Annotated in this window: 19 protein-coding genes and 1 tRNA gene; 1 reads left to right on the top strand and 19 read right to left on the bottom strand. The window is 36.0% G+C overall.

What is annotated here, in order from left to right; translation table 11 throughout:
• On the bottom strand, window positions 1-650 hold a 650-nt coding region (locus COU51_02700), incomplete at its 3' end, for a hypothetical protein (GenBank protein ID PIR66690.1).
• A 32-nt stretch (window positions 651-682) separates the two neighbouring features.
• Window positions 683-2,989, bottom strand: coding sequence for a hypothetical protein (locus COU51_02695; GenBank protein ID PIR66689.1), 2,307 nt, complete (start codon window positions 2,987-2,989; stop codon window positions 683-685).
• 101 nt (window positions 2,990-3,090) lie between these two features.
• On the opposite strand from COU51_02695, the gene COU51_02690 reads away from it, so the two are divergent.
• The gene (locus COU51_02690) at window positions 3,091-3,348 is read left to right on the top strand and encodes a hypothetical protein (GenBank protein ID PIR66688.1); all 258 of its coding nucleotides are present in this window, start codon (window positions 3,091-3,093) and stop codon (window positions 3,346-3,348) included.
• Between the two features lie 60 nt (window positions 3,349-3,408).
• On the opposite strand, the gene COU51_02685 is transcribed toward COU51_02690, so the two are convergent.
• From COU51_02685 to COU51_02605, 17 genes are all read right to left on the bottom strand, one after another.
• On the bottom strand, window positions 3,409-4,479 hold the full coding sequence (locus tag COU51_02685) for a tRNA preQ1(34) S-adenosylmethionine ribosyltransferase-isomerase QueA (GenBank protein PIR66687.1): 1,071 nt from the start codon (window positions 4,477-4,479) through the stop codon (window positions 3,409-3,411).
• 8 nt (window positions 4,480-4,487) lie between these two features.
• Window positions 4,488-5,051 carry a DNA integration/recombination/inversion protein gene (locus COU51_02680; protein ID PIR66686.1) on the bottom strand — a complete coding sequence of 188 codons (564 nt, stop codon included), beginning with the start codon at window positions 5,049-5,051 and terminating at the stop codon, window positions 4,488-4,490.
• Window positions 5,052-5,101: 50 nt separating this feature from the next.
• Window positions 5,102-5,683: a superoxide dismutase gene (locus COU51_02675; protein PIR66685.1), complete on the bottom strand. Its 582-nt coding sequence runs from the start codon at window positions 5,681-5,683 to the stop codon at window positions 5,102-5,104.
• Window positions 5,684-5,703: 20 nt separating this feature from the next.
• The gene (locus COU51_02670) at window positions 5,704-6,279 is read right to left on the bottom strand and encodes a peroxiredoxin (GenBank protein ID PIR66684.1); all 576 of its coding nucleotides are present in this window, start codon (window positions 6,277-6,279) and stop codon (window positions 5,704-5,706) included.
• Between the two features lie 62 nt (window positions 6,280-6,341).
• Window positions 6,342-7,286: a hypothetical protein gene (locus COU51_02665; GenBank protein PIR66683.1), complete on the bottom strand. Its 945-nt coding sequence runs from the start codon at window positions 7,284-7,286 to the stop codon at window positions 6,342-6,344.
• 52 nt (window positions 7,287-7,338) lie between these two features.
• A tRNA-Asp gene (locus tag COU51_02660) sits at window positions 7,339-7,416 on the bottom strand.
• An 82-nt stretch (window positions 7,417-7,498) separates the two neighbouring features.
• On the bottom strand, window positions 7,499-9,292 hold the full coding sequence (locus tag COU51_02655) for a cell division protein FtsH (protein PIR66682.1): 1,794 nt from the start codon (window positions 9,290-9,292) through the stop codon (window positions 7,499-7,501).
• 125 nt (window positions 9,293-9,417) lie between these two features.
• Complete coding sequence (gene pyk, locus COU51_02650) at window positions 9,418-10,788, bottom strand: pyruvate kinase (GenBank protein ID PIR66681.1); 1,371 nt, start codon at window positions 10,786-10,788, stop codon at window positions 9,418-9,420.
• A 46-nt stretch (window positions 10,789-10,834) separates the two neighbouring features.
• Complete coding sequence (locus COU51_02645; protein ID PIR66680.1) at window positions 10,835-12,082, bottom strand: hypothetical protein; 1,248 nt, start codon at window positions 12,080-12,082, stop codon at window positions 10,835-10,837.
• Between the two features lie 2 nt (window positions 12,083-12,084).
• Window positions 12,085-12,381, bottom strand: a complete 297-nt coding sequence (locus tag COU51_02640; GenBank protein PIR66679.1) for a hypothetical protein — start codon at window positions 12,379-12,381, stop codon at window positions 12,085-12,087.
• Between the two features lie 170 nt (window positions 12,382-12,551).
• Window positions 12,552-13,709, bottom strand: coding sequence for a cell division protein FtsZ (locus COU51_02635; protein PIR66678.1), 1,158 nt, complete (start codon window positions 13,707-13,709; stop codon window positions 12,552-12,554).
• 155 nt (window positions 13,710-13,864) lie between these two features.
• A complete protein-coding gene (gene ftsA / locus COU51_02630; GenBank protein ID PIR66677.1) occupies window positions 13,865-15,121 on the bottom strand; it encodes a cell division protein FtsA in 1,257 nt (418 codons plus the stop codon).
• An 18-nt stretch (window positions 15,122-15,139) separates the two neighbouring features.
• The gene (locus COU51_02625) at window positions 15,140-15,514 is read right to left on the bottom strand and encodes a diacylglycerol kinase (GenBank protein ID PIR66676.1); all 375 of its coding nucleotides are present in this window, start codon (window positions 15,512-15,514) and stop codon (window positions 15,140-15,142) included.
• A complete protein-coding gene (gene ybeY / locus COU51_02620) occupies window positions 15,511-15,915 on the bottom strand; it encodes an rRNA maturation RNase YbeY (protein PIR66675.1) in 405 nt (134 codons plus the stop codon). The genes COU51_02625 and ybeY overlap by 4 nt, the downstream gene beginning before the upstream one ends.
• Window positions 15,916-15,940: 25 nt before the next feature.
• Window positions 15,941-16,852, bottom strand: coding sequence for a hypothetical protein (locus COU51_02615; protein PIR66674.1), 912 nt, complete (start codon window positions 16,850-16,852; stop codon window positions 15,941-15,943).
• A gap of 28 nt (window positions 16,853-16,880) precedes the next feature.
• Window positions 16,881-17,573: a hypothetical protein gene (locus COU51_02610; GenBank protein PIR66673.1), complete on the bottom strand. Its 693-nt coding sequence runs from the start codon at window positions 17,571-17,573 to the stop codon at window positions 16,881-16,883.
• Between the two features lie 52 nt (window positions 17,574-17,625).
• Window positions 17,626-20,038: hypothetical protein (locus tag COU51_02605; protein ID PIR66672.1), on the bottom strand; the 2,413-nt coding region annotated here is incomplete at its 5' end.

Raw genomic sequence — 20,038 nt, 5'->3', positions numbered from 1 at the left:
CTATACGAAATGCTATCACCCACAACTGAAACATCCGGACCTTCCAGAGAACCATCAAAAACAGAACCGGTAATTTCTGTTTCCAAATTATAAACTTTTTGAAAATTAGAATTAAAATTGGAAGGCTTGTATGTAAGAACCGCCTGAATAACTTCTTTAGACCCCTCGGTGGCAAAAAACTTTCCTTTAAATTTCATTGAACCGCCCTCTCCAGGTTTTAGAGTACCAATTTTTAATTTATTTTTATCATCTAAGACTGGGATCGCTTCCTCTAAAATAAAACTTTTTGGAAGATAAATCGCGATTTCCGAACTAGCCAAAGGAAAATCTTCTTTATTTTTATATTTTAATGTATATTCCTCAAACTCGCCGGCAGTTACTTTTTTATTTCCCGCAATATCCAGCTCAAGATTATCCGCGCTTTGGACACTAAATTTGCTAAAAATAAAAATTCCCATCCAAGATACTGCAAAAATAAGAGCAAAAAAAACAATTAATCCTACAAGTAATTTTCGCCAGCCAACACCCCTTCCTACTCGCATTCTCTTTACTTTCATATCAATCATCTTTCCCTTTCCATCACTATAAATGTTTTTTAAAGTTGAATTGATTTCTTTACTTGTAATCTTTTTTTGTTTTTTTTCTAACATAACAAGATGTTATTAGTTATTGATTAATTTTATTATTCCTCCAATACTACTCCGTAGTATTTGTCGCTATTAAGCTCTGCTTCATAATACCAGCCATCTTGCCTCATGGCAACTCCACTACCAACGCTGGCTAAAATATTTTTGTTTTTTACCGTTACATAACTTTTAAAAAATGTGTTCTTCGCGCCTGACTGTTTTTCTATTAACATCTTATATCCAAAAAAATTATTATCCAAATCTAAAGATTTTTTTATAGAACTTGCATAACCTTCACTTGGTTGATTAACACGTTTATTTGGAACCTGATATTTAATCGTAAGGGTAACTTCTTGACCCGGATCTACCATAATCCAATTCCCAAAAACAGTTCTGCCGAACTCATTATTAATTCTGGTTCCAGTTTTTGGATCAACGTAAACTACACCTTGGATTTCCTGCAAATCTTTATCCGGAACATAACCATCAATCGGACTTTCAAAAAGATCGGCAGGCGGAGCCTTAAAGCCCTCGGCCGATAAAAGAGTGCTACCCGACGGAACATAAAGACGGAGATAATTTACGTTTCTCACTCCGCTAAAAACCGTACCCTTTACACCCATATGGCGTCTTACAATTTTTATCGTATTTATGATGCTTCCATCGTCTTGTATTTCCGAAATATGCGTAATTTCTTTTACAATTTTACCATCTGTTTTTTGTCCAGCAATATTAGTATCTACAACCATTAAATAATCTGAAAATTCGGAAATGTCACGCAATTTTCCGGATAATCCAAAACTCTCAAGCTTTTCTTCTGTATCTGGATTCTTTGAATAAACCATAACGTCTTTATCCAATATCGCCTTATGCATAACTTCCGAGAATAACGACAATTGACCGGCATCCATATCCAAAAGATTTTCTAATACCTTTGGCGCCATATCCGCTATCACTTGTTTTGGCTTATTTTCTTCTTTATCATAATCAAATTCAACAAGCTTTTGCGTTTCATCAATAAAATTTTCCGATGTCATTGTTTTGCCATATTCTGACATTTCAACTGGTCCAATAATTTCTAAAAGATCCTCCATCAAAGAAGCGTTTATAGCAACAACTCCATCAACTGACGAACCTCCGCTTTTTTCATAAAACCACATCATTTTTTTTGCTGATGCCGGAAAATCCGGAAACCAATTTGAATCTTGAAACTGCCAAGCAGAATTTATAAGATGAAAAGGTTCTGGAGAAATAACCAATTCGCGCAATTGCCCCTGGATGTCATAAGAGCCTCCTCCAGGTATCTCTATATTTTTGATTTCCCCTCTGTCTATATCTATAATCGCAAAAGAACCTATAAAGCCCCCCGTCGGTCTTATCTCATTATTATTTTGAAATACCACTAAGTATCTTTTAAAATATTTATCACCCAAAATATCTAAAAGGGTATCGGAAAAATCCTGAAAAACTAAGAGTGCCCTAGTTCCTCCGACAAGAATCTTCTTTAACGGATTTATATCAATCGGCAAAATAGAATAATTATTGTCGAGATTCTCCAAAATTTTATTAGCAACCAGCAAATGAGGAGTGGCGGCAGCAACCTTTGATTGTAAATATTTTATTTTTAAAACCATTTCAACGTCATTATCAAAATATTCAATGGCATTCTGAAGTAAAGATGCGGCATCTGAAAAATTTTCTCCGACCAAAAGAAGAGCATTACCAAAAACCAGCTTATCGCCTATCCCTGGAATAGCTGTAGCTAGATACTTGAAAGCAATACCTAAATCATCAATAGTTTTTTTAGCAGATGAGAAACTGATACTCGCTGAGGTAAAATCGTTCTTTTTCAAGCTTTCATATGCAGAAAGTCCATATTGAATAACCTTGTCTTTGTCTTCCTGCAATTCTTCAAAAGAACTAAAAACTTTAATCGGAAGAACGAACAAAAAAGCAAGCGCCACAAAAGCTGCTATCCCCTTTTGCCAGTATTGCGGAGGGCTAAAGTTTAATTTTACAAATTCGCGCTGTTGTATTTTTTTAAAAGATACTTTCCCCAAAGACTTGGTGCGTAAATATGATAAACCGATAAGCGCCTTTTTTCCGATATTCAAAAATAATTTTTTAAAAAATATTGCAATCTTAATCGGTAAAAATAAAATTGCTTTTAGTAAAGAAAAAATTAAAAGTTCTTTTATGGCGCTTATATTTTCTCTATTTTTTATGACATTAAAAACCGGCGCATTATTTTTAGCGCTTTTTTCCACTCTCTTTCGTCTTAGATCTAAAGTATGACGAGAAGGATAAAACGAGCCATCAATCTTTATCTCCAAAACATTTGGCTTATTTTTCTTTTCTTTCATTGGCGGTATTATTTAAGCCCCCTTATTTTAATACAATATAATTATAACATACAAAAAAGCCACAAGCTATAGAAAATTATTATTGACGAATTATTGATATTATGGCAAAATTACATAAGGAGGATGCAATGAGAATAGTCCTTTCATACATTCTAATCTTTCTAATATCAAATTGCGCTATGCCAATGACAATCCTTCAGAATGCAGATAATGCAAAGAGGGCAGAAATGTGCAAAAAAAAATGCAATAAGGAACATATCCCGAATGTAAAATTTATACGAACCGATGGCAGAGTAGAAATTTATAAAATCAACGTTGTCTCTATTGAAAATAAAGTTGCCTGCGAATGTAAATTTTAATATAAAAATCAATAAAGTGAGCATATGCCCGCTTTTTTATTTGCCCACAAAACGTATATTCTACTCTATTAACATCGCATCGCCATAAGAATAAAATGTATATTTCTTTTTTATGGCTTCTTGGTACAACTTTTTGGCGGTTTTTATTCCTTTGATGTCGCCTTCGGAAATAAATGCCGACATCATCATAAGAAGAGTTGATTTTGGCAGATGAAAATTGGTAATAATCGCATCTATAAATTTAAATCTATAGGGAGGATAAATAAAGATATTAACATTTTTATTGCCATATTTCATGCTGTACTGCTTGCCGTACGGCATAGCAAATGCCTCTAACGTACGAGCCGACGTGGTGCCAACAGCTATAATTCGTCGTCCTTCACGCTTAGCCTTATTTAATCTGTTTGCCGTTAATTTTGTTACGGTTGCCAATTCATCATGCATCTTATGTTCTTTTATATTATTCGTTTTTACCGGCATAAAAGTGCCCATTCCTACATGAAGCGTTATATACTCTATGCTCACACCCTTTTTCTTTAATTCCTTTAAAAGCCGGCGCGTAAAATGTAAGCCGGCCGTTGGCGCAGCAACAGAACCGGCATCTTTTGCATAAACAGTCTGATACCAATCCTTGTTTTTTTGTAAATATTTTTCTTGTTTAATGTAAGGCGGAAGTGGCATCTGCCCCAGTCTAAAAATAAAATCTTCCAGCGTTTTCCCTTTTTTATTAAAACGTACCTCCCATATTCCATCATTTAATTTTTTAATGATTACACCTTGTAAATCCTTGCTAAAAAATAATTTCACGCCCGCTTCCCTACCTCGCCCATCAATAAGAGCTGTCCAAACATCTGTTGCTTTTTTTTCTAAAAGCAAAATTTTAAATTTTCTGCCCCGTGTTCCGTTGGTATGAATCATTCTCGCTATAAGTCTTGCCGGAATAACACGCGTATCATTCAAAACCAATACATCTCCCTTTTGTAAAAAACTTCCGATTTTATTAAATTGTGAATGAATACTTTTTTTGTTCAATCTATTATATACAAAAAGTTTAGCCGAATCTCTCGGGCTTGCCGGCTTTTTAGCAATAGACTCTTTTGATAAATTATAATTAAACAGTTCTAACTTCATATAAGTGTTTAATCGCGAATTGAGAACTCGCACCCACAATAATGCTGACGATAAAGACCATGTTCGTCAGAAATTTTCTTACCTTTTAACGCGCCGTCTTGTTTTTTCCAATTGGCTTCGTAAAAGTTTATTCCATATTTATCGGCAGAAATTTGACCTATTGGATTTATAATATTTGGCTGTTTATTTCTTCCTATTGTAAGTGTCGTGGCAAAGATACTTATCAAACTATGGCTGGCAAACTTAGCCGCTTCATCCAATCTCATAGTAAAACAAAGGGGGCATCTTTTTCCGCCTTCAGGTTCTTTCTCGCAACCTTTCACGCTATCTAAATATTTTTGGTGCCCTATATTATACTCTTCCTCTATCAACGGCTTTTTTGGAAAATAATCCGATATTACTCGGTTCTCTTTACAAAATTTTAAAAATGCCTCATAACGCCTTCGCCACTCTTTATATGGCCATATATTTGGATTATAAAAATAACCAATCACCTCATATTCTTGGCTCAAAACTGTTGCCGGATGCGTAGCGCATGGCCCGCAACATATGTGTAATAATATTTTTTTCATAAAAATAGGAACAGATTAAATCTGTCCTACAATATAGCATAATTTGTTTATTAAATCAACCGTACGGTATTCCACCAAGCTTCTATAAATTCATCTCTTTTATTCTTATACTTTAAATAATACGCATGTTCCCAAACATCCAGAGTTAAAATTGGTTGATGACCCAAAGTAAGCGGAGAATCTTGATTTGGCAAAGAATATACTTCTAGTTTACCTTCTTTATTCTTAACTAACCACGCCCATCCGGAACCAAAATGTTTTTTGGCTAAATCGCTAAATTGTTTTTTCATTTCTTCCAGGCTTCCAAAATCACGCTCAATATCGTGTACTAGCTCTTCATTTCTTTTATTTGCAGGATTCATCTCTTCCCAATAAGTAGCATGATTTACAAACCCTCCACAAAAATTTTTAATTTTTGTTCTATCCTCATCACTAACTTCCAAGTTATTAAGTTCTTTAAGCAAATCTTCGGCTTGGCATTCTTTTAATGCTGGATAATTTTCCAAAACACCCATTAATTTCGTTAGATATCCTCTATGGTGCTTATCATAATGGAGCTCCATTGTTTCCGCATCCAAATATGGTTCCAATGCATCATATGCATATGGCAATTGCGATAGTTCGTATTTCATATTTATTAAAAAATTAATTATTATATTTTCCCAATTAAATCTATTCCCGGGGTTAATGTATCCCCTCCCGGATGCCAGCTAGCAGGGCAAACTTTATCGCCATGTTCGCGGACAAACTTTGCCGCCTGTAATTTTCTAAGTAATTCTTTTGCATTACGGCCAATACTATTATCGTGTATTTCGCATGCTTTAATCACACCGTCTGGATCAATTAAAAAGCTTCCACGTAAAGATAATCCCTCATCTTCAATGTACGTCCCAAATGCTCGACACATCTTTCCTGTCGGATCAGCCGCCATCGGAAAATTAACCTGCTTAATTGCCTCTGAGTCGTCATGCCATGCTTTATGCACAAAAGCCGTATCGGTACTCACACTTACAATCTCCGTTCCTTCATTTTGAAATTGCGGATAAAGCTCTGCCATTTCGCGAAGCTCGGTTGGACAAACAAAAGTGAAATCAGCTGGATAAAAGAATAATATAAGCCACTTCCCCTTATAATCAGAAAAATGTGCTTTCTTTATGTCTTTATTATAAAATATTTCAAACTCCATATCTTGAATGTTTTCTCCTATGGAGTATTTTTTTTCTTCCATATATTCATAGAATTAATAGTTAATATTATATTATACAACGATTTTGAAAAACTGCCAAGTCCCTAAATCGTTATTCCTTCGGCACTTAGTTTTTTTTCATCTTTTAGCATTGAGCCATATTCTGTATCCAACTGAGTAAGTGGCAGACACGATCCATCCACTAAAATATGGGGGTCAATATATCTAAATTTTTTACGATGACTTATACCGAAGCGTATACTGGTGGTCTTTTCTTTCATTAAATTTAATTTATCCATCAGTTCCGACTCATTGCATGCTATGAGCTTATTGATTACTTCAGCGTCTGTTTTCCATAGATCATCTTTCTTTATTATATCTTTCTGTAAAGCCTTTTTTAAGATGCCTGCCAACTGATAGTAACGGCTTACGGCTTCAAACCCTGTCCAATGTTCTTTATTTAATTTTAAATATATCATAGCAAATTGTTTTGCGCTTACCACATTTTTAAAAATGATAAGTTCATGAAAAATACAAAGTGCATCCACCAATTTTTTAGCCAAATCAACATCTGAAAGCGCAATTTCTCTTAATGTATAATCTATACGATCGGCGCAAAGGTCGGGAGCGTTACGTTCCAAAAGACCAAACTTTTCAAAATCGGCAATCCGATAAATATCAATTTCATATTTCTCCAGTATTTGTTTTATATCGGATTTTAATAATCTTTCCAAATGCTTTTTGTCTTGAAAGTCCTCAATACTCGGATCTCCCAAAACCGTGTCTATAACATGCGAAAAAGCAGTGTGCGAAGCGTCGTGCAAAAGCCCGGCAACCTGCTCTTCCAGAGTAGCGCCTAATTTTCGTAATAACAAAAATACTCCGATAGAGTGCTCATATCGCGAAAATCCTTTTTTATGATAAAACTCTTCCGGCGGACCAAATTGGGCAATTCCCTTCAATCTTTGCATGGCGTGAGAATTTATCAGATCACGAAGAACGGGTTCACTTATTTCCCATTGTCCATAAATTTTGTCAGAGATATACATATTATTATAGTGTACCTAATCAAAAAACCCAACGCAAGGTTGGATTTTTTGATGGCGGACTCGACCGGATTCGAACCGGCGATCTTCTCCGTGACAGGGAGACGTGTTAACCGGGCTACACCACGAGTCCACAAATACTGATATTATATTAACATAAAACAAAGATTTTGTCAACAAAAACCCCTGGATTTAACCAGAGGTAAACTATTAGTTTATTTTTCCAAAATTGCCTTGATCTGCAAGACATCCAGAGTTTCGTGCTCTAGAAGTGCTCGCGATAAGTCCTCCAACTCATCCTTTGAAGCTTGGACGATTTCCTTAGCCTTCTTATAATATTCATCCAGAAGTTCTATAACTCTCTTTTCAATTTTATACTGCATCCCCGAACTCATGCCTTCATGCAAAGCAAGGGACTTCCCTAAAAACGGGCTTGCATTACCTGAGCTGAATGATGCCAAGCCAATTTTTTCGTCCATCCCCCATTTACCAATCATATTCTTAATAAATTCTGTTGCTCTTTCCAAATCATTGGATGCACCACTTGTAATCTCTCCCAAAAGAACATCTTCTGCCGCCCGGCCTCCCAAAAGGACAAGAACTTCTTCTTTGGCCTGTGGTTTGCTCATCAAGAATCTATCTTCTTCAGGCAAGCTAAAAGTTACGCCAAGCGCGCCAACCCCGCGGGGGACAATAGAAACCTTATGCAATGTATTTGTCTTTTTGCATTTCAGAACCAAAAGCGCATGCCCTGATTCATGAACAGCAATTACTTTTCTTTCCTCTTCAGAAATTACAGTCGGCTTTTCCCTACCCATCAAAATCTTTTCTCTCGCATATTCAAAATCGTCTTGCTGAACCGCTTTTTTATCCAGCTTGGCAGCAATAAGCGCGGCTTCATTGCAAAGATTTTCCAAATCAGCTCCCGAAAATCCCGGTGTTCCTCTGGCAATTTTGAAAAAATCGACATCTTCACTAATTATTTTACCCCTAGCATGAACCTTGAGAATAGCTTCTCTGCCTTTTAAATCGGGCCTTGGAACCACGACCTGCCTATCAAATCTGCCGGGACGCAAAAGCGCTGGGTCAAGAACATCTGGCCTGTTTGTAGCACCAATAAGAACAATAGCATCATCATGCGCAAAGCCATCCATTTCCGATAAAATTTGATTTAATGTCTGTTCGCGCTCGTCATTGCCTCCGCCATAACCGGTGCCTCTATGCCTGCCAACCGCATCAATTTCATCAATAAATATCACACACGGGGTATTTTGCCTTGCTATTTTAAACAAATCACGAACTCGGGATGCGCCGACTCCAACAAACATCTCCACAAACTCTGAACCTGCAATGGAATAAAATTTTGCATCCGCTTCACCGGCAATAGCTCTAGCCAAAAGCGTTTTACCTGTTCCAGGAGCACCCATCAAAAGCACGCCCTTTGGAACTTTTCCGCCCAACCGCGAAAGCTTTTTTGGATGACGCAAGAATTCTATAATTTCTTCAAGTTCTTCTTTTGCTTCATCAATTCCGGCAACATCGGCAAAAACAACTTTATCTTTATTTTGCGGTTCATAAGTCTTGGCTTTGCCAAAGTTCATTGCCTGTCCGGCCTGACCTTGCATTTTTTTCATAAAAAAAACAATAAGCAAAACTAAAATAATAATCGGCAAAAAACCATAAAGCAAACTACTCAACACAGAAGGACCTTCTTCTTTTTGCACAATTTGAAGCACATTATGCTTACGCAAAAAATCATTCAAAGGAGAATCGGCTTCATTAAAACTTTTAAATTTTTTACTGTCGTTGTATTGACCCGTGATAACGCGTCCTTGAGTTGTAACCGGAGACTTAACTTTGCCCTGTTCAACAGCTGTCTTAAATTCACTAAGAGAAATATCGGTTATAACTTCTTCTTTATAAAAACACCATTGATAGACTGTGACAAAGATACCAAATAACAAAAGCATATATAGCGCTGCTCGCATTTTTGATAAGTTCCCGTTCATCTTACTCCTCCTCTTTTTCAATGAACCTCTTGTTCTAATTTAAGCATATTTTAGAAAAAAAATCAACTGAAAATTAAAAAATATCGCAAAAACGATATTTCTCATAATTAGCTCAATTTTATCACCTAATCAATAATCTCTATCTTGTCCTCACCCGAGAGTAAGATAAATTTCTTTTTTAATTTTTTAGTTACCTTCAGGCGACTTATAATTTTTTTCATATCCTTTATTTCCGTAATGACCGGATTTACACCCCAAAATAAAAGCGGATATAAATCAATTCCTTTTATTACTCTAAAAATTTCCGCCTCTGGACGCCATTTACTGACATACCTATATAAATCCGTGCTGGAAAAATCCGTTACTTGCTTAATCCCTGTTTCTCGAATTAAAATATTAACCGACTTTCCCAATCCATCTTCTTTATTCATACCATACCCCCCCTCTATTTTTACATCATCATATGGCGATTCTTCTGTTTCTATTATTATTTTTGACATCATCTCTACGGCTTCCTTTGGATACTTGCCACTGGCTGTTTCACCCGAAAGCATAACAGCATCTACGTTATCCATTACCGCATTTGCCACGTCAGAAACTTCGGCCCTGGTAGGTCGTGGATTTCTAATCATAGAATCCAGCATTTGTGTAGCAATGATAACCGGCTTGGCACTCTGCCGACAAAGAGCAATTATTTCTTTTTGGCGAAGAGGAACGTCTTCTGCTGATATTTCTATCCCCAAATCTCCCCTTGCAACCATAATACCATCTACTTTATCCAATATGCCTGCAAAATTTTCTAATGCTTCGCCTTTTTCTATTTTAGCAACTGTCCTTGGTTTTTTAACTTTTAATTTTTTAGCAAATTTTTCTATTAACTTATTTAGCAAGATAATATCTTTTTCCGATCTGACAAAAGAAATGGCAGTAAAGTCAACCTTTTGGCTCATTGCAAAAAATAAATCTTTTTTATCTTTTGCAGTAAGTGAGGAAGAACTAATTTTGCTATCAGGAAAATTCATCCCCTTATGCGAAGAAATGGAACCGTCATTTTTTACTTTACAAAATATCTGTTTTTCACGAACTTTTTGAACCAACAATTCGACCAACCCATCATTTATCAAAATTCTATCACCTACTTTTACATCTTTATGTAGTTTATTATAAGTTACCCCAATTTTTAAAATCTTGTTTTTCTCTTGCTTAACTTTTTCTGTTGTTAAAATCAAACTTTCATTCTTTTTCAAAATTATTTCTTTTTCCATTTCTCCTAAACGAATTTTTGGTCCCTGTAAATCCGCAATAATACCAATAACGGCTTTATTCTTTTTCGCCACAGCTCTTATATTTTTTATTAATTTTTTATGATTATCATGCGTGCCATGAGAAAAATTAAGCCGAGCAATATTCATACCGGATTTTATAAGCGCGCTCAAAATAACCGGACTTTCAGTTGCTGGACCGATAGTACATATAATTTTTGTACGTTTATTCATAGATATATTAATCTTTCAAAAAAACTTTGAACTTTAATTTAAACTATTATTTTTCAAATTCTTCCAAAGTTGCGCTTACACTTATCTCCTTTCCTTTACGTAAAACTTTCAAAATTATTGTGTCGTTAACATCATATTTACTAATTATTTTGGCCAAAGAAGAATTTTCTGTAACTTTTTTACCGCCAACCTCCAAAATAATATCCCCCTCTTCAAGTCCCGCTTTATTGGCTGGTGAACTTGATATAATTGCTAAATCAGTTAGCGAAGAGCCTTTTACAAGCAACGCTCCATAATCCACCGGAAAATTATTTAAAGCACTGATCTGTTCGTTCAACAATATATAACGCACCCCCAACCACGGCCGAACAATTTTTCCGAATCTTTTCATACTATCTATTACCTGCTTGGCGCTATTTATAGGGATCGCGAAACCAATGAGCTGACCTTCAAAATTTACAGCTGTGTTTATTCCGACAACTTCTCCTTTCAGATTTATGAGTGGCCCACCGGAATTTCCGAGATTTATCGCTGCGTCTGTCTGTATAGCTCCATCAATTGTTTCTCCTTCAGCGCTAATGCGTCGCTCAATGCCCGATACAATACCCTTGGTTACACTATTCTGATATTGCGACAGACTATATCCAATGGCAATAACTGCTTGTCCGAGAGTCAAAGCATCAGAGTCACCCAATGTTGCTTCCGGAAGACCAGTTACGTTAATTTTTAAAATCGCCAAATCCATAAGCGGATCTGTCGCCAGTATCTCCGCTTCATATTTAGATCCGTCAGATAGAATAACAGCGTAGTCAGCGCTAGCATCAGAAACAACATGTTTATTTGTTAAAATTAATCCGTCTTGTGAAATAATAAAACCCGAACCGCCTCCTATTTCTGTTTTTTGCGGAGTGCTTGACTCGCTATCCTGTTCTGATTCTGAATAAATATCAAGTGGAAAAATATATAAGCCTATTTGATCATAATAAGCACTTATGTCCTTACTTATTACTATGCTAACCGTAGAATCAAGAACATTTTGAACGGCTTTCACTGTTGCGCTATCTTCCTCAATTAACGCCTTAACATTCTTTTCAATTATTTGCGTTTGAGCCATGTCTTCTTTTCCGCTAAGAGAATCACCAAGCCAAACAAAAAAATCGCTATTCAAATGTGGCGCTAAAATACCTCCCGCTAAACCAAAAATAAAACTAGCAAAAAATATTAAAATGATTCCAATAACGATACTGAAATTTTTTGTTTTATTATAATATTCTTTTTTTAAATGCTTTAGCATAATTATTGCAAAATATTACCTAATGTATCTCCACTAAAATTTTGTAATTGCTGTAAAATATTAAATTGCTCCCCGCCATAAAAACTTCCGAATGTTTTCGAAAACTGGCTTAGAAATGGAGGCACGTATATCAAGGCTATAATAATTGGTATTATTATAATAATAACTCGTAAAAGAGACATTATTTTCATCCACTGCATGGCTTTGCGAGTTTTTTCCGTTGAATGCAAGATAGCCTTTGAAAGCTTTATATTTTCTTCTAAAAGTGATTGGACATCTTTAGTTGTGTCTGTACGCATATGTCATATAGCACGTAATATGTAACACGTAACCAAATACAAATTACAAAATTACGAGCATAACTTATTTTTTATCATTATACCACATCTGTAAAAATTTATTAAAAAACAAAGCACCTCGTCGGATAAACCAACGAGGTGCTAAAAAATATAAATCAAGAATCTGTTTTTTACATTTTCTTTCTCAAAAATGCGGGGATATCCAATTCGTTTACATCTTCTTCATTTTCTTCGTCGTCGCGAATTTCAGTGACTTTAAAGTTTTCTTTTTTTGACTCCTCTTTTTTAATAGGACGCGATGACGGTTCGCTTTTTTTTATAAAATCCGGTTGCGGATAAAAACCTGAAGCATTTTGACTTTGCTTCGAAATTTTTACACCCCCGAAACCCGTTGCTATCACTGTAATCTTTACCTCATCTTTCAACGATTCGTCAATAACCGTTCCCCAGATTACTCTTGCGTCACTATCGGCATTTTGAGTAATAATTTTAGCCGCTTCAGAAACTTCATTCATACCCAAATCGCTACTACCGGTGATACTGAATAAAATTCCTTTTGCGCCATCTATCGTAGTTTCTAAAAGTGGCGATTGGATAGCTGCCTTTGCCGCCTCTATCGCTCTATTCTCTCCACTTCCTCTTCCAATTCCCATAAGAGCAGTGCCTGCTTCTTTCATAATTTTTTTGACATCGGCGAAATCAACATTGATCTGCCCTGGAACAGTGATAAGTTCCGATATCCCCTGAACTCCCTGACGCAGAACATCGTCTACAATATCAAACGCATCCATCAAAGAAGTCTTTTTTTCAACTATCTGCAATATCCTGTCGTTTGGAATAGTAATTATTGCATCAACTACTTGAGATAGTGCATCGTATGCTTTTTCTGAAATTTCTTTCCTTTGTACACCCTCAAATGAAAAAGGCTTGGTTACAACTGCAACAGTAAGAGCACCCGTATCTCTGGCTATCTGAGCTACAATAGGACTTCCACCTGAACCAGTTCCTCCACCGAGTCCACAGGTAATAAATACCATATCCGAGTCTTTTAATGATTCGCGTATTTCATTTTGATTTTCTTCAGCCGCTTTCTTACCAAGTTCAGGATCCATGCCTGCGCCAAGTCCTCGTGTAATTTGTTTTCCTATATTTATTTTTTTATTTGCTTTTGAAAAATGAAGTGCTTGTACGTCGGTATTAACAGCTAAAAATTCTACTCCTTTTATCTTGCTATTTATCATTCTATTTATAGCAGATCCACCGCCACCGCCAACACCAACAACTTTTATTTTAGCAAAGGTTTCTATATCTGGTTTTACTTCTGGCATATTGTTTTAATTTAATTATAATTTCCTCTATTTATTATAGTTTACCAACCATACAAAAACGCGTCAACTTGGTTGAACACATTTTTTATCCAACAAAATATTTACAACAAAAAAAATGGCTTCTGCCATTTTAACAATATTTTTTATGATATGCCCTATTTCCAAATGCTCTTAAAACCGCCTCGTAAAATAGTGAGACCCTTTCCGGCGAAACCCTTCAATTTATGCATTATCTTTTTTACAGTATCAACCGAAAAGTCTTGATTCAAACTCCCCCACTTTACCAAACTTATCGCAGTTGAAAAAGAAGGATCGCTAATTTTTTCGGAAACACTAGAAACATCTAACGGATATCCAATAGAAACCGGAAGCTTTAATTCTTTCTTCGCCAATTCTACGATACCTTCCAATTTTGCTCCACCGCCACAAAGAACGGCTCCTGCCGGTAAAAGCCCAGCTAATCCTACTTTTATAAGTTCGGCATTTACCTTTGAAAATATTTCCTCAACCCTAGCTTCAATTATTTCCGTCAATGCTTTACGGGAAATAATCTCTTCTTCACCATACCCTTCATTAATAAGATTTATCTCTTCTTTTTTGGATACATTTTTTGGAGAAGCAGAACCATACTTAATTTTCAATTTCTCCGCAATCTCAAGAGAAATTTTAAAACAAAGATTTATATCCTGTGTTATATAATCCGAACCAATCGGTAAAATAGCCAGATGTATCAAATCTCCCTCTTCATAAACCGCTACTCCCGTTGTCGCAGCGCCAATATCTATAACCGCCGCACCAAAATCTTTTTGTTTTGGAGTTAGCATACTCTCCGCATTCGCTAAAATTCCTAAAACAACATCATCAATTTCCATTGTTGTTCTATGAATGCACTTTGTTAGATTTTTTAGATGCGTTAATGGCATCTGTATTAAAAATGCATCAACTTCCAACCGAATACCTGTCATTCCAATAGGATCCTTTATATTAGGCTGTCCGTCAACAGAATAGCCTTTTGGTATTACATGTAGGATTTCGTAGTTTGACGGCCGTACGACCGTCTGTGCTTGCTCTAAGGCACGGTAGGTATCCTCTCCGACAATCTCCCCATTTGGTCTCCCTACTCCGACAAGGCCTCTTGATTCCTGGCATAAGAGTTGATTCGTATTCACAGATGCATAAATTCGCTCTATCGGTATATTCATGACTCGCTCCAATCGATCACGACAAATAGAGATGCTACTTATTACATCTTCCACGTTAGAAATTACTCCTTTTTTAATGCCTTCTGACGGAACTTCCACTGCTCCTAGAATATGGAGTTGCTCTTTGTCTCCTGTGACCACCAACTCACCTGCTGCCATCTTTATTGAGCGGGATCCGATATCAAGGCCGACTATTATGTTCTCTTGCATATCTATCAGTATTTTAGATTATCTTTTAATAAAGGTCAAAAAAAATTTTAAATGTGGGTAAAAAATAATAACTCCTATTATTATGGCGCCGACAGCAGAAATCAAAACAGTCCCTGCGGCAATATCCTTTATATCCTTTACATAAGCATGCATTCTGGGCTTAAAAATATCCAAAAGACGTTCCATAATGCTATTAAACATTTCCAAAACAAGGATAATTACAATTAATAAAAGCAATATTCCCTTCTCTACGATAGATAAAGGAAAGATATTCATTAAAACTATAACGATTATTGCAACGATATTTTGTATTCTGAAATTCCTTTCTTCTTTCAAAATGATACTAAAACCTTTTAATGCGCTGCCAATGCTACGCAACATTCTATTTTTCATATTTTTATCATTTTTTTTATCTTCATTTCTTTCTTTTCCATTTGAACTGCCTTTTTATTTATTTTATGAGTAAATCCAAAAATATGACACATTCCATGAATAATTAAATAAATTGCTGCTTTTTTTATAGAAATATTTTGTTCTTTGGCAAAATGCTTTAGCTCTTCTTTACACAAAATAATTTCTCCCAAGGAATCCTCGTCATTATATACAAAAGTTAAAATATTAGCCGGTTTATTTTTGCCACGATATGTCTTATTTAATTTTTTACTCGTTTTACTATCTACAAAAGCAATAGAAATGTCCCCATCTTTCTTAAATTCTTGAAAAAGGGCTTTTTCTAATTTTTTTACGTCCTCTTTCAGCCCTGCAACTCCCCCATTCATCTCAAAATTAATCATATATTAAAATACAAAGTTAAGAACTTTACTCAAGCTTCAGACTATTAAGCATCATATCATATAAACGCCTATACCAAATCTTATTGGTTACGCCCAAAGAATAATTGATAATAAAAACCTTATTTCCTTCTTTTATATATGTATTAAGCCGATCCGTATCCTGCAATCCACGATAACCTTGCTTATTTGTGTATGATTGTAGATTATTTATATCTTTATCCGGATATTCACTTATATACCAACTTCGCAGAGTAATCGCTTCGGGCGCTTCTACCACTGTTATATTAATACTTTCGGATTCGCCTGATAAAAAACTTACCATGCTTGTATTAGAAGTGCTTGAAGTAGACCAAAGTGAAGGATAAAAAATACTATAACCTTCCGTAGCATTTCGATAAAGCTTTGCTATGCCTGATTCTAAAAGTCCTACTGGAGCAACTGCCGCGGGATTATAAAGATTAAATACTTCATTTCCATCTAAGAACCCGTCCGAATCAGTATCTGGTCTGGTTGTGTCTGTTTGAAATATAGCTTCTTCTTTATCCGATAGCCCATCAGCATCAGAATCGTTTCCCTGTACCAAGGTTCCGATTGGTTCTTCTGGCGTAGGAGAAACTTGGACCGGTTCTTCTGCGGGCGTAAAAAGTCCTGTCGATGTACTAGCTGTCGGTTCTTGTGGTTTTTCTACGACCGTTTCTGTGGGCTCTGTCGACGTTTCAACGATAATCTTATTTTCTTTTCCACTATTAAATACAACAACTCCGATTATTATGGCAATAACCAATATACCGGCTCCCGCTGCTGCAAAAATAAATTTTTTGGGTATTTTTGCTTTTGGCGAAATAGCACGAAACTCCTGAGGCATAACATTAAATCGCACTTTTTTTTCTTCCGGTTTAACAGGTTCCTGATTTTTTTGTTGCGTAGCTTCCTCCATAATAAATTTAATTATATTATTTTTATATTTATTCGCCTGCCGGAATCTTAATCAATTTTCCCGGTCCCTTAGGGTCATATCCGCCTTGAACTTCAGCTCCATCTTCATAAGTATCACCATCCGTATCTTTGTTTAATGGGTCGGTATTATAAACCTCAACCTCTTCTCTATCAAATAATCTATCTCCATCAGTATCTGGATTTCTTGGATCTGTACCGAGCGTAATTTCTCGCTCATCCGTTAATCCGTCATTATCGCTATCCAAAGGAATTGTAACCTGTTCCTCTACTTGCTGATTTGTTTGCGTTGCTGGTAAATTATTTGAGTTTATATTTATATTTAGATTTGGATTAAGTGGTGCCGGACGTAAAAATTGAACATAAACCCAATATCCGCCTCCTGCCAGAAGACCTGCCATAACAATCAATGAAACAATCGTAATCAAAACCTTCTTAAAACCCTGATGTGGGGTTTCTAAAAAAGCCGGTTCTTGTGGTATTCCCGATCCTTGCCCCTCTGCTCCCATATTTTCTTGAGGCTTTGCGCTTATTGGCGGAGCTTCTGTAACATTAAAAAAAATATCTTCCGTTTCCGGATTATTTATCTTTGTTTCTTCTTTTGGTGCTTCCGGCTGAGGCGCGTTATCTCGCGCTTGGTCTACATTATCTAATAAACTTTTCCCTTCTATAGGTAAATTTTTTGGTATATTATCGTTAGGCATAAAATAATTATCTTTTTTTAATAATTAAAATTAAATTATAAAATAAATTTTATCATTTGCACTGAGCAATGTCTATTTTACACGCCGAAGTACATTGTAATGCATTCTGGGTGGTGCAAACTAATGAGCTATTTATATAACCGCACTCTTCTATGTCATCTAACCCAAAATTAACACAAGTTAATCCGCCAAAGCTACTGCCATCGCATTCTTCATTTCCATTTATTTTTCCATCACCGCAATATTCACCGGTAACTGTTATTATGTTGCAACTAAAACCGCAATAATTACAAGTTAATCCATAGCCCGGTTTACAAACGATGCCGTTCGATAAACCATTATCACAAAATTCATATCCACTTCTGACGTATCCATCTCCACAAATTGCAAGCTTACAATCATTCATGCAAGAATTTGTATTCAAACTATCTCCGTCATCACAAATCTCAGAGCCCTCTTTTATTCCATTTCCACAGACTCCGATCGGCTGACAAACTCCCCAATCATTCCAAGTGCAAAACTTTTCATCGCAAGTTCTTGTTTTTTGTGTTGGATAACCACCTATTGCTATACATCCAACTGTTGAGGTCTGGATATTTTTATCGCAGTCTTCTTCTCCAATATCAACAATACCGTCGCCACAAATAGGTCCTGGCAATTTGCAATCCCATGAGCATCCGGAAGCATAATTGCCATTTAACTTCGACCCTAAGTCACATTGTTCACTTCCATTTTTTATAGCATCACCGCAATACGCCGCAAGCTCCGTACATGTAGTATTGCAATATCCATATGCGCCATTTTTACTGCCATCGTCACAATACTCCGGCAACTGAACAACGCCGTCTCCACACTGACCGACTTGGCATACCGCGCTATGGTCCCAAGAACATCCATCAGGCAAATCAGATGAAACACAAATTAATTTCCTAAAACCACTCTTTCCGGCAATTTCGCACGGTTCATAATTTTCTTGTCCTTTTTCACATTCTTCACTTTCTCCCACTATTCCATCACCACAAGTTATGGATGTGCCAACTGTCTCATATATACAAGAACCCATAACTTTAAAATTATCCGTTACTTGGTTAGGATCAACGATTGGCTCTATTGGATCCGAAACTCCGTTAGGAGCCCACCAATTGTTGCCTTCCATAAACTCAAAATCGCTTGCAATCTGATAATTATCTTGTGATATATTTTTATAATAATAAACATGCGAGCCATAAGTACATTGATATCTTCCCAATTCTCCATTCCAACAAAGGCTTGTTTCCGGCAAACAAGATTCTCCGACATTGCAATCCGCATCCATAAAGCATGTTTTATTACTCGTACTGCAAACTCTGTTTATTTCACAATCCATATGTTTATTCAAAGGATCGAGCGGTAAACCTTTACCTAACTCATTTCCAAGCACCGACTGCCATGACGGCCAAGTACTTACAGAAAATCCCCGCAAGAAACTTCCTGATAAAAGCTGAGGATAAAGATTGTTTTGTTTTTTATAGCCTTCCAACAACTCTGCAACTTCATTAAAATTCTCCATTCGTAAAACATCTCTGGTCAATTTGTCTTTTTCCGCAATACAAAAATCATCAGCCCCACAATCTAAACTGCTAACGCAAGATGTACCGTTAACTGCGCATATTCTAGGATTCAACTCAAGTAAATTAGTATTAAAAATCCAATTTTTTATAAATTGTTTATAAATATTCTGCATTGCAGTGCTTGCATTTTGATTATATGAAATAACAAAAATATTTGTGAAGTTTTGTTCAACATGATTTGCGGCATTTACATAAATTGATCTATTGTCAACGATTCCATTATAGCCATCCACTTTTATTGAAGTTGGAGTGCCGATAAAATTCTTACTCTTATACCAGGACAACGCAGAGTTATGTTCTGTATTAGGATAAATCCTAATTCCGATAGCATCGCCGGTTTCTGAATCCGTAAATAGATATTCTCTAAGAATTTCTGGATCAACAGGAGAAACGCCAACAACGTTTAAAAAAGGTAGGAGAGTTTTGTCATCTCGACAATAATATGTGCTAAAATTAAATCCTGCGCCTGGGAAAAAATCATTAGGATCATTAAATGGAGCAAGTCGGCCGGTCAAAAGATCAATACCCCATGGATTTTCGCATAAAAATACAATAACCCTTGTGCTTCCCGTAACATCCGTATTGCCTCCCAGCCCCAAATCATTGGTAATCTTAGCTTTTGCAGTTAAAACCTCTTCACCATTTTCTTGTTTGGAAGAAACGTCAGAAATATTCGATGAAGTAGAATTTTGTGTTGCCGTTATAAAAGTATTTGGCGTATTTGACCATTCCCAAGTCCAGGAATAAGAACCCGGCACACTAGAAATTTCCTGCTCTCCCAATACAAGAGAAATGCCTTTTGCAACCGCCTGCTTTGTTTCAATTTTTTTATTAAATACTAATGGATTTGGTGAA

The sequence above is a fragment of the Parcubacteria group bacterium CG10_big_fil_rev_8_21_14_0_10_36_14 genome, from assembly GCA_002772895.1.
Taxonomy (GTDB): Bacteria; Patescibacteriota; Patescibacteriia.
Note: the sequence above shows the minus strand (reverse complement) of the source record. Positions and strands in the feature narration are given on the sequence as shown.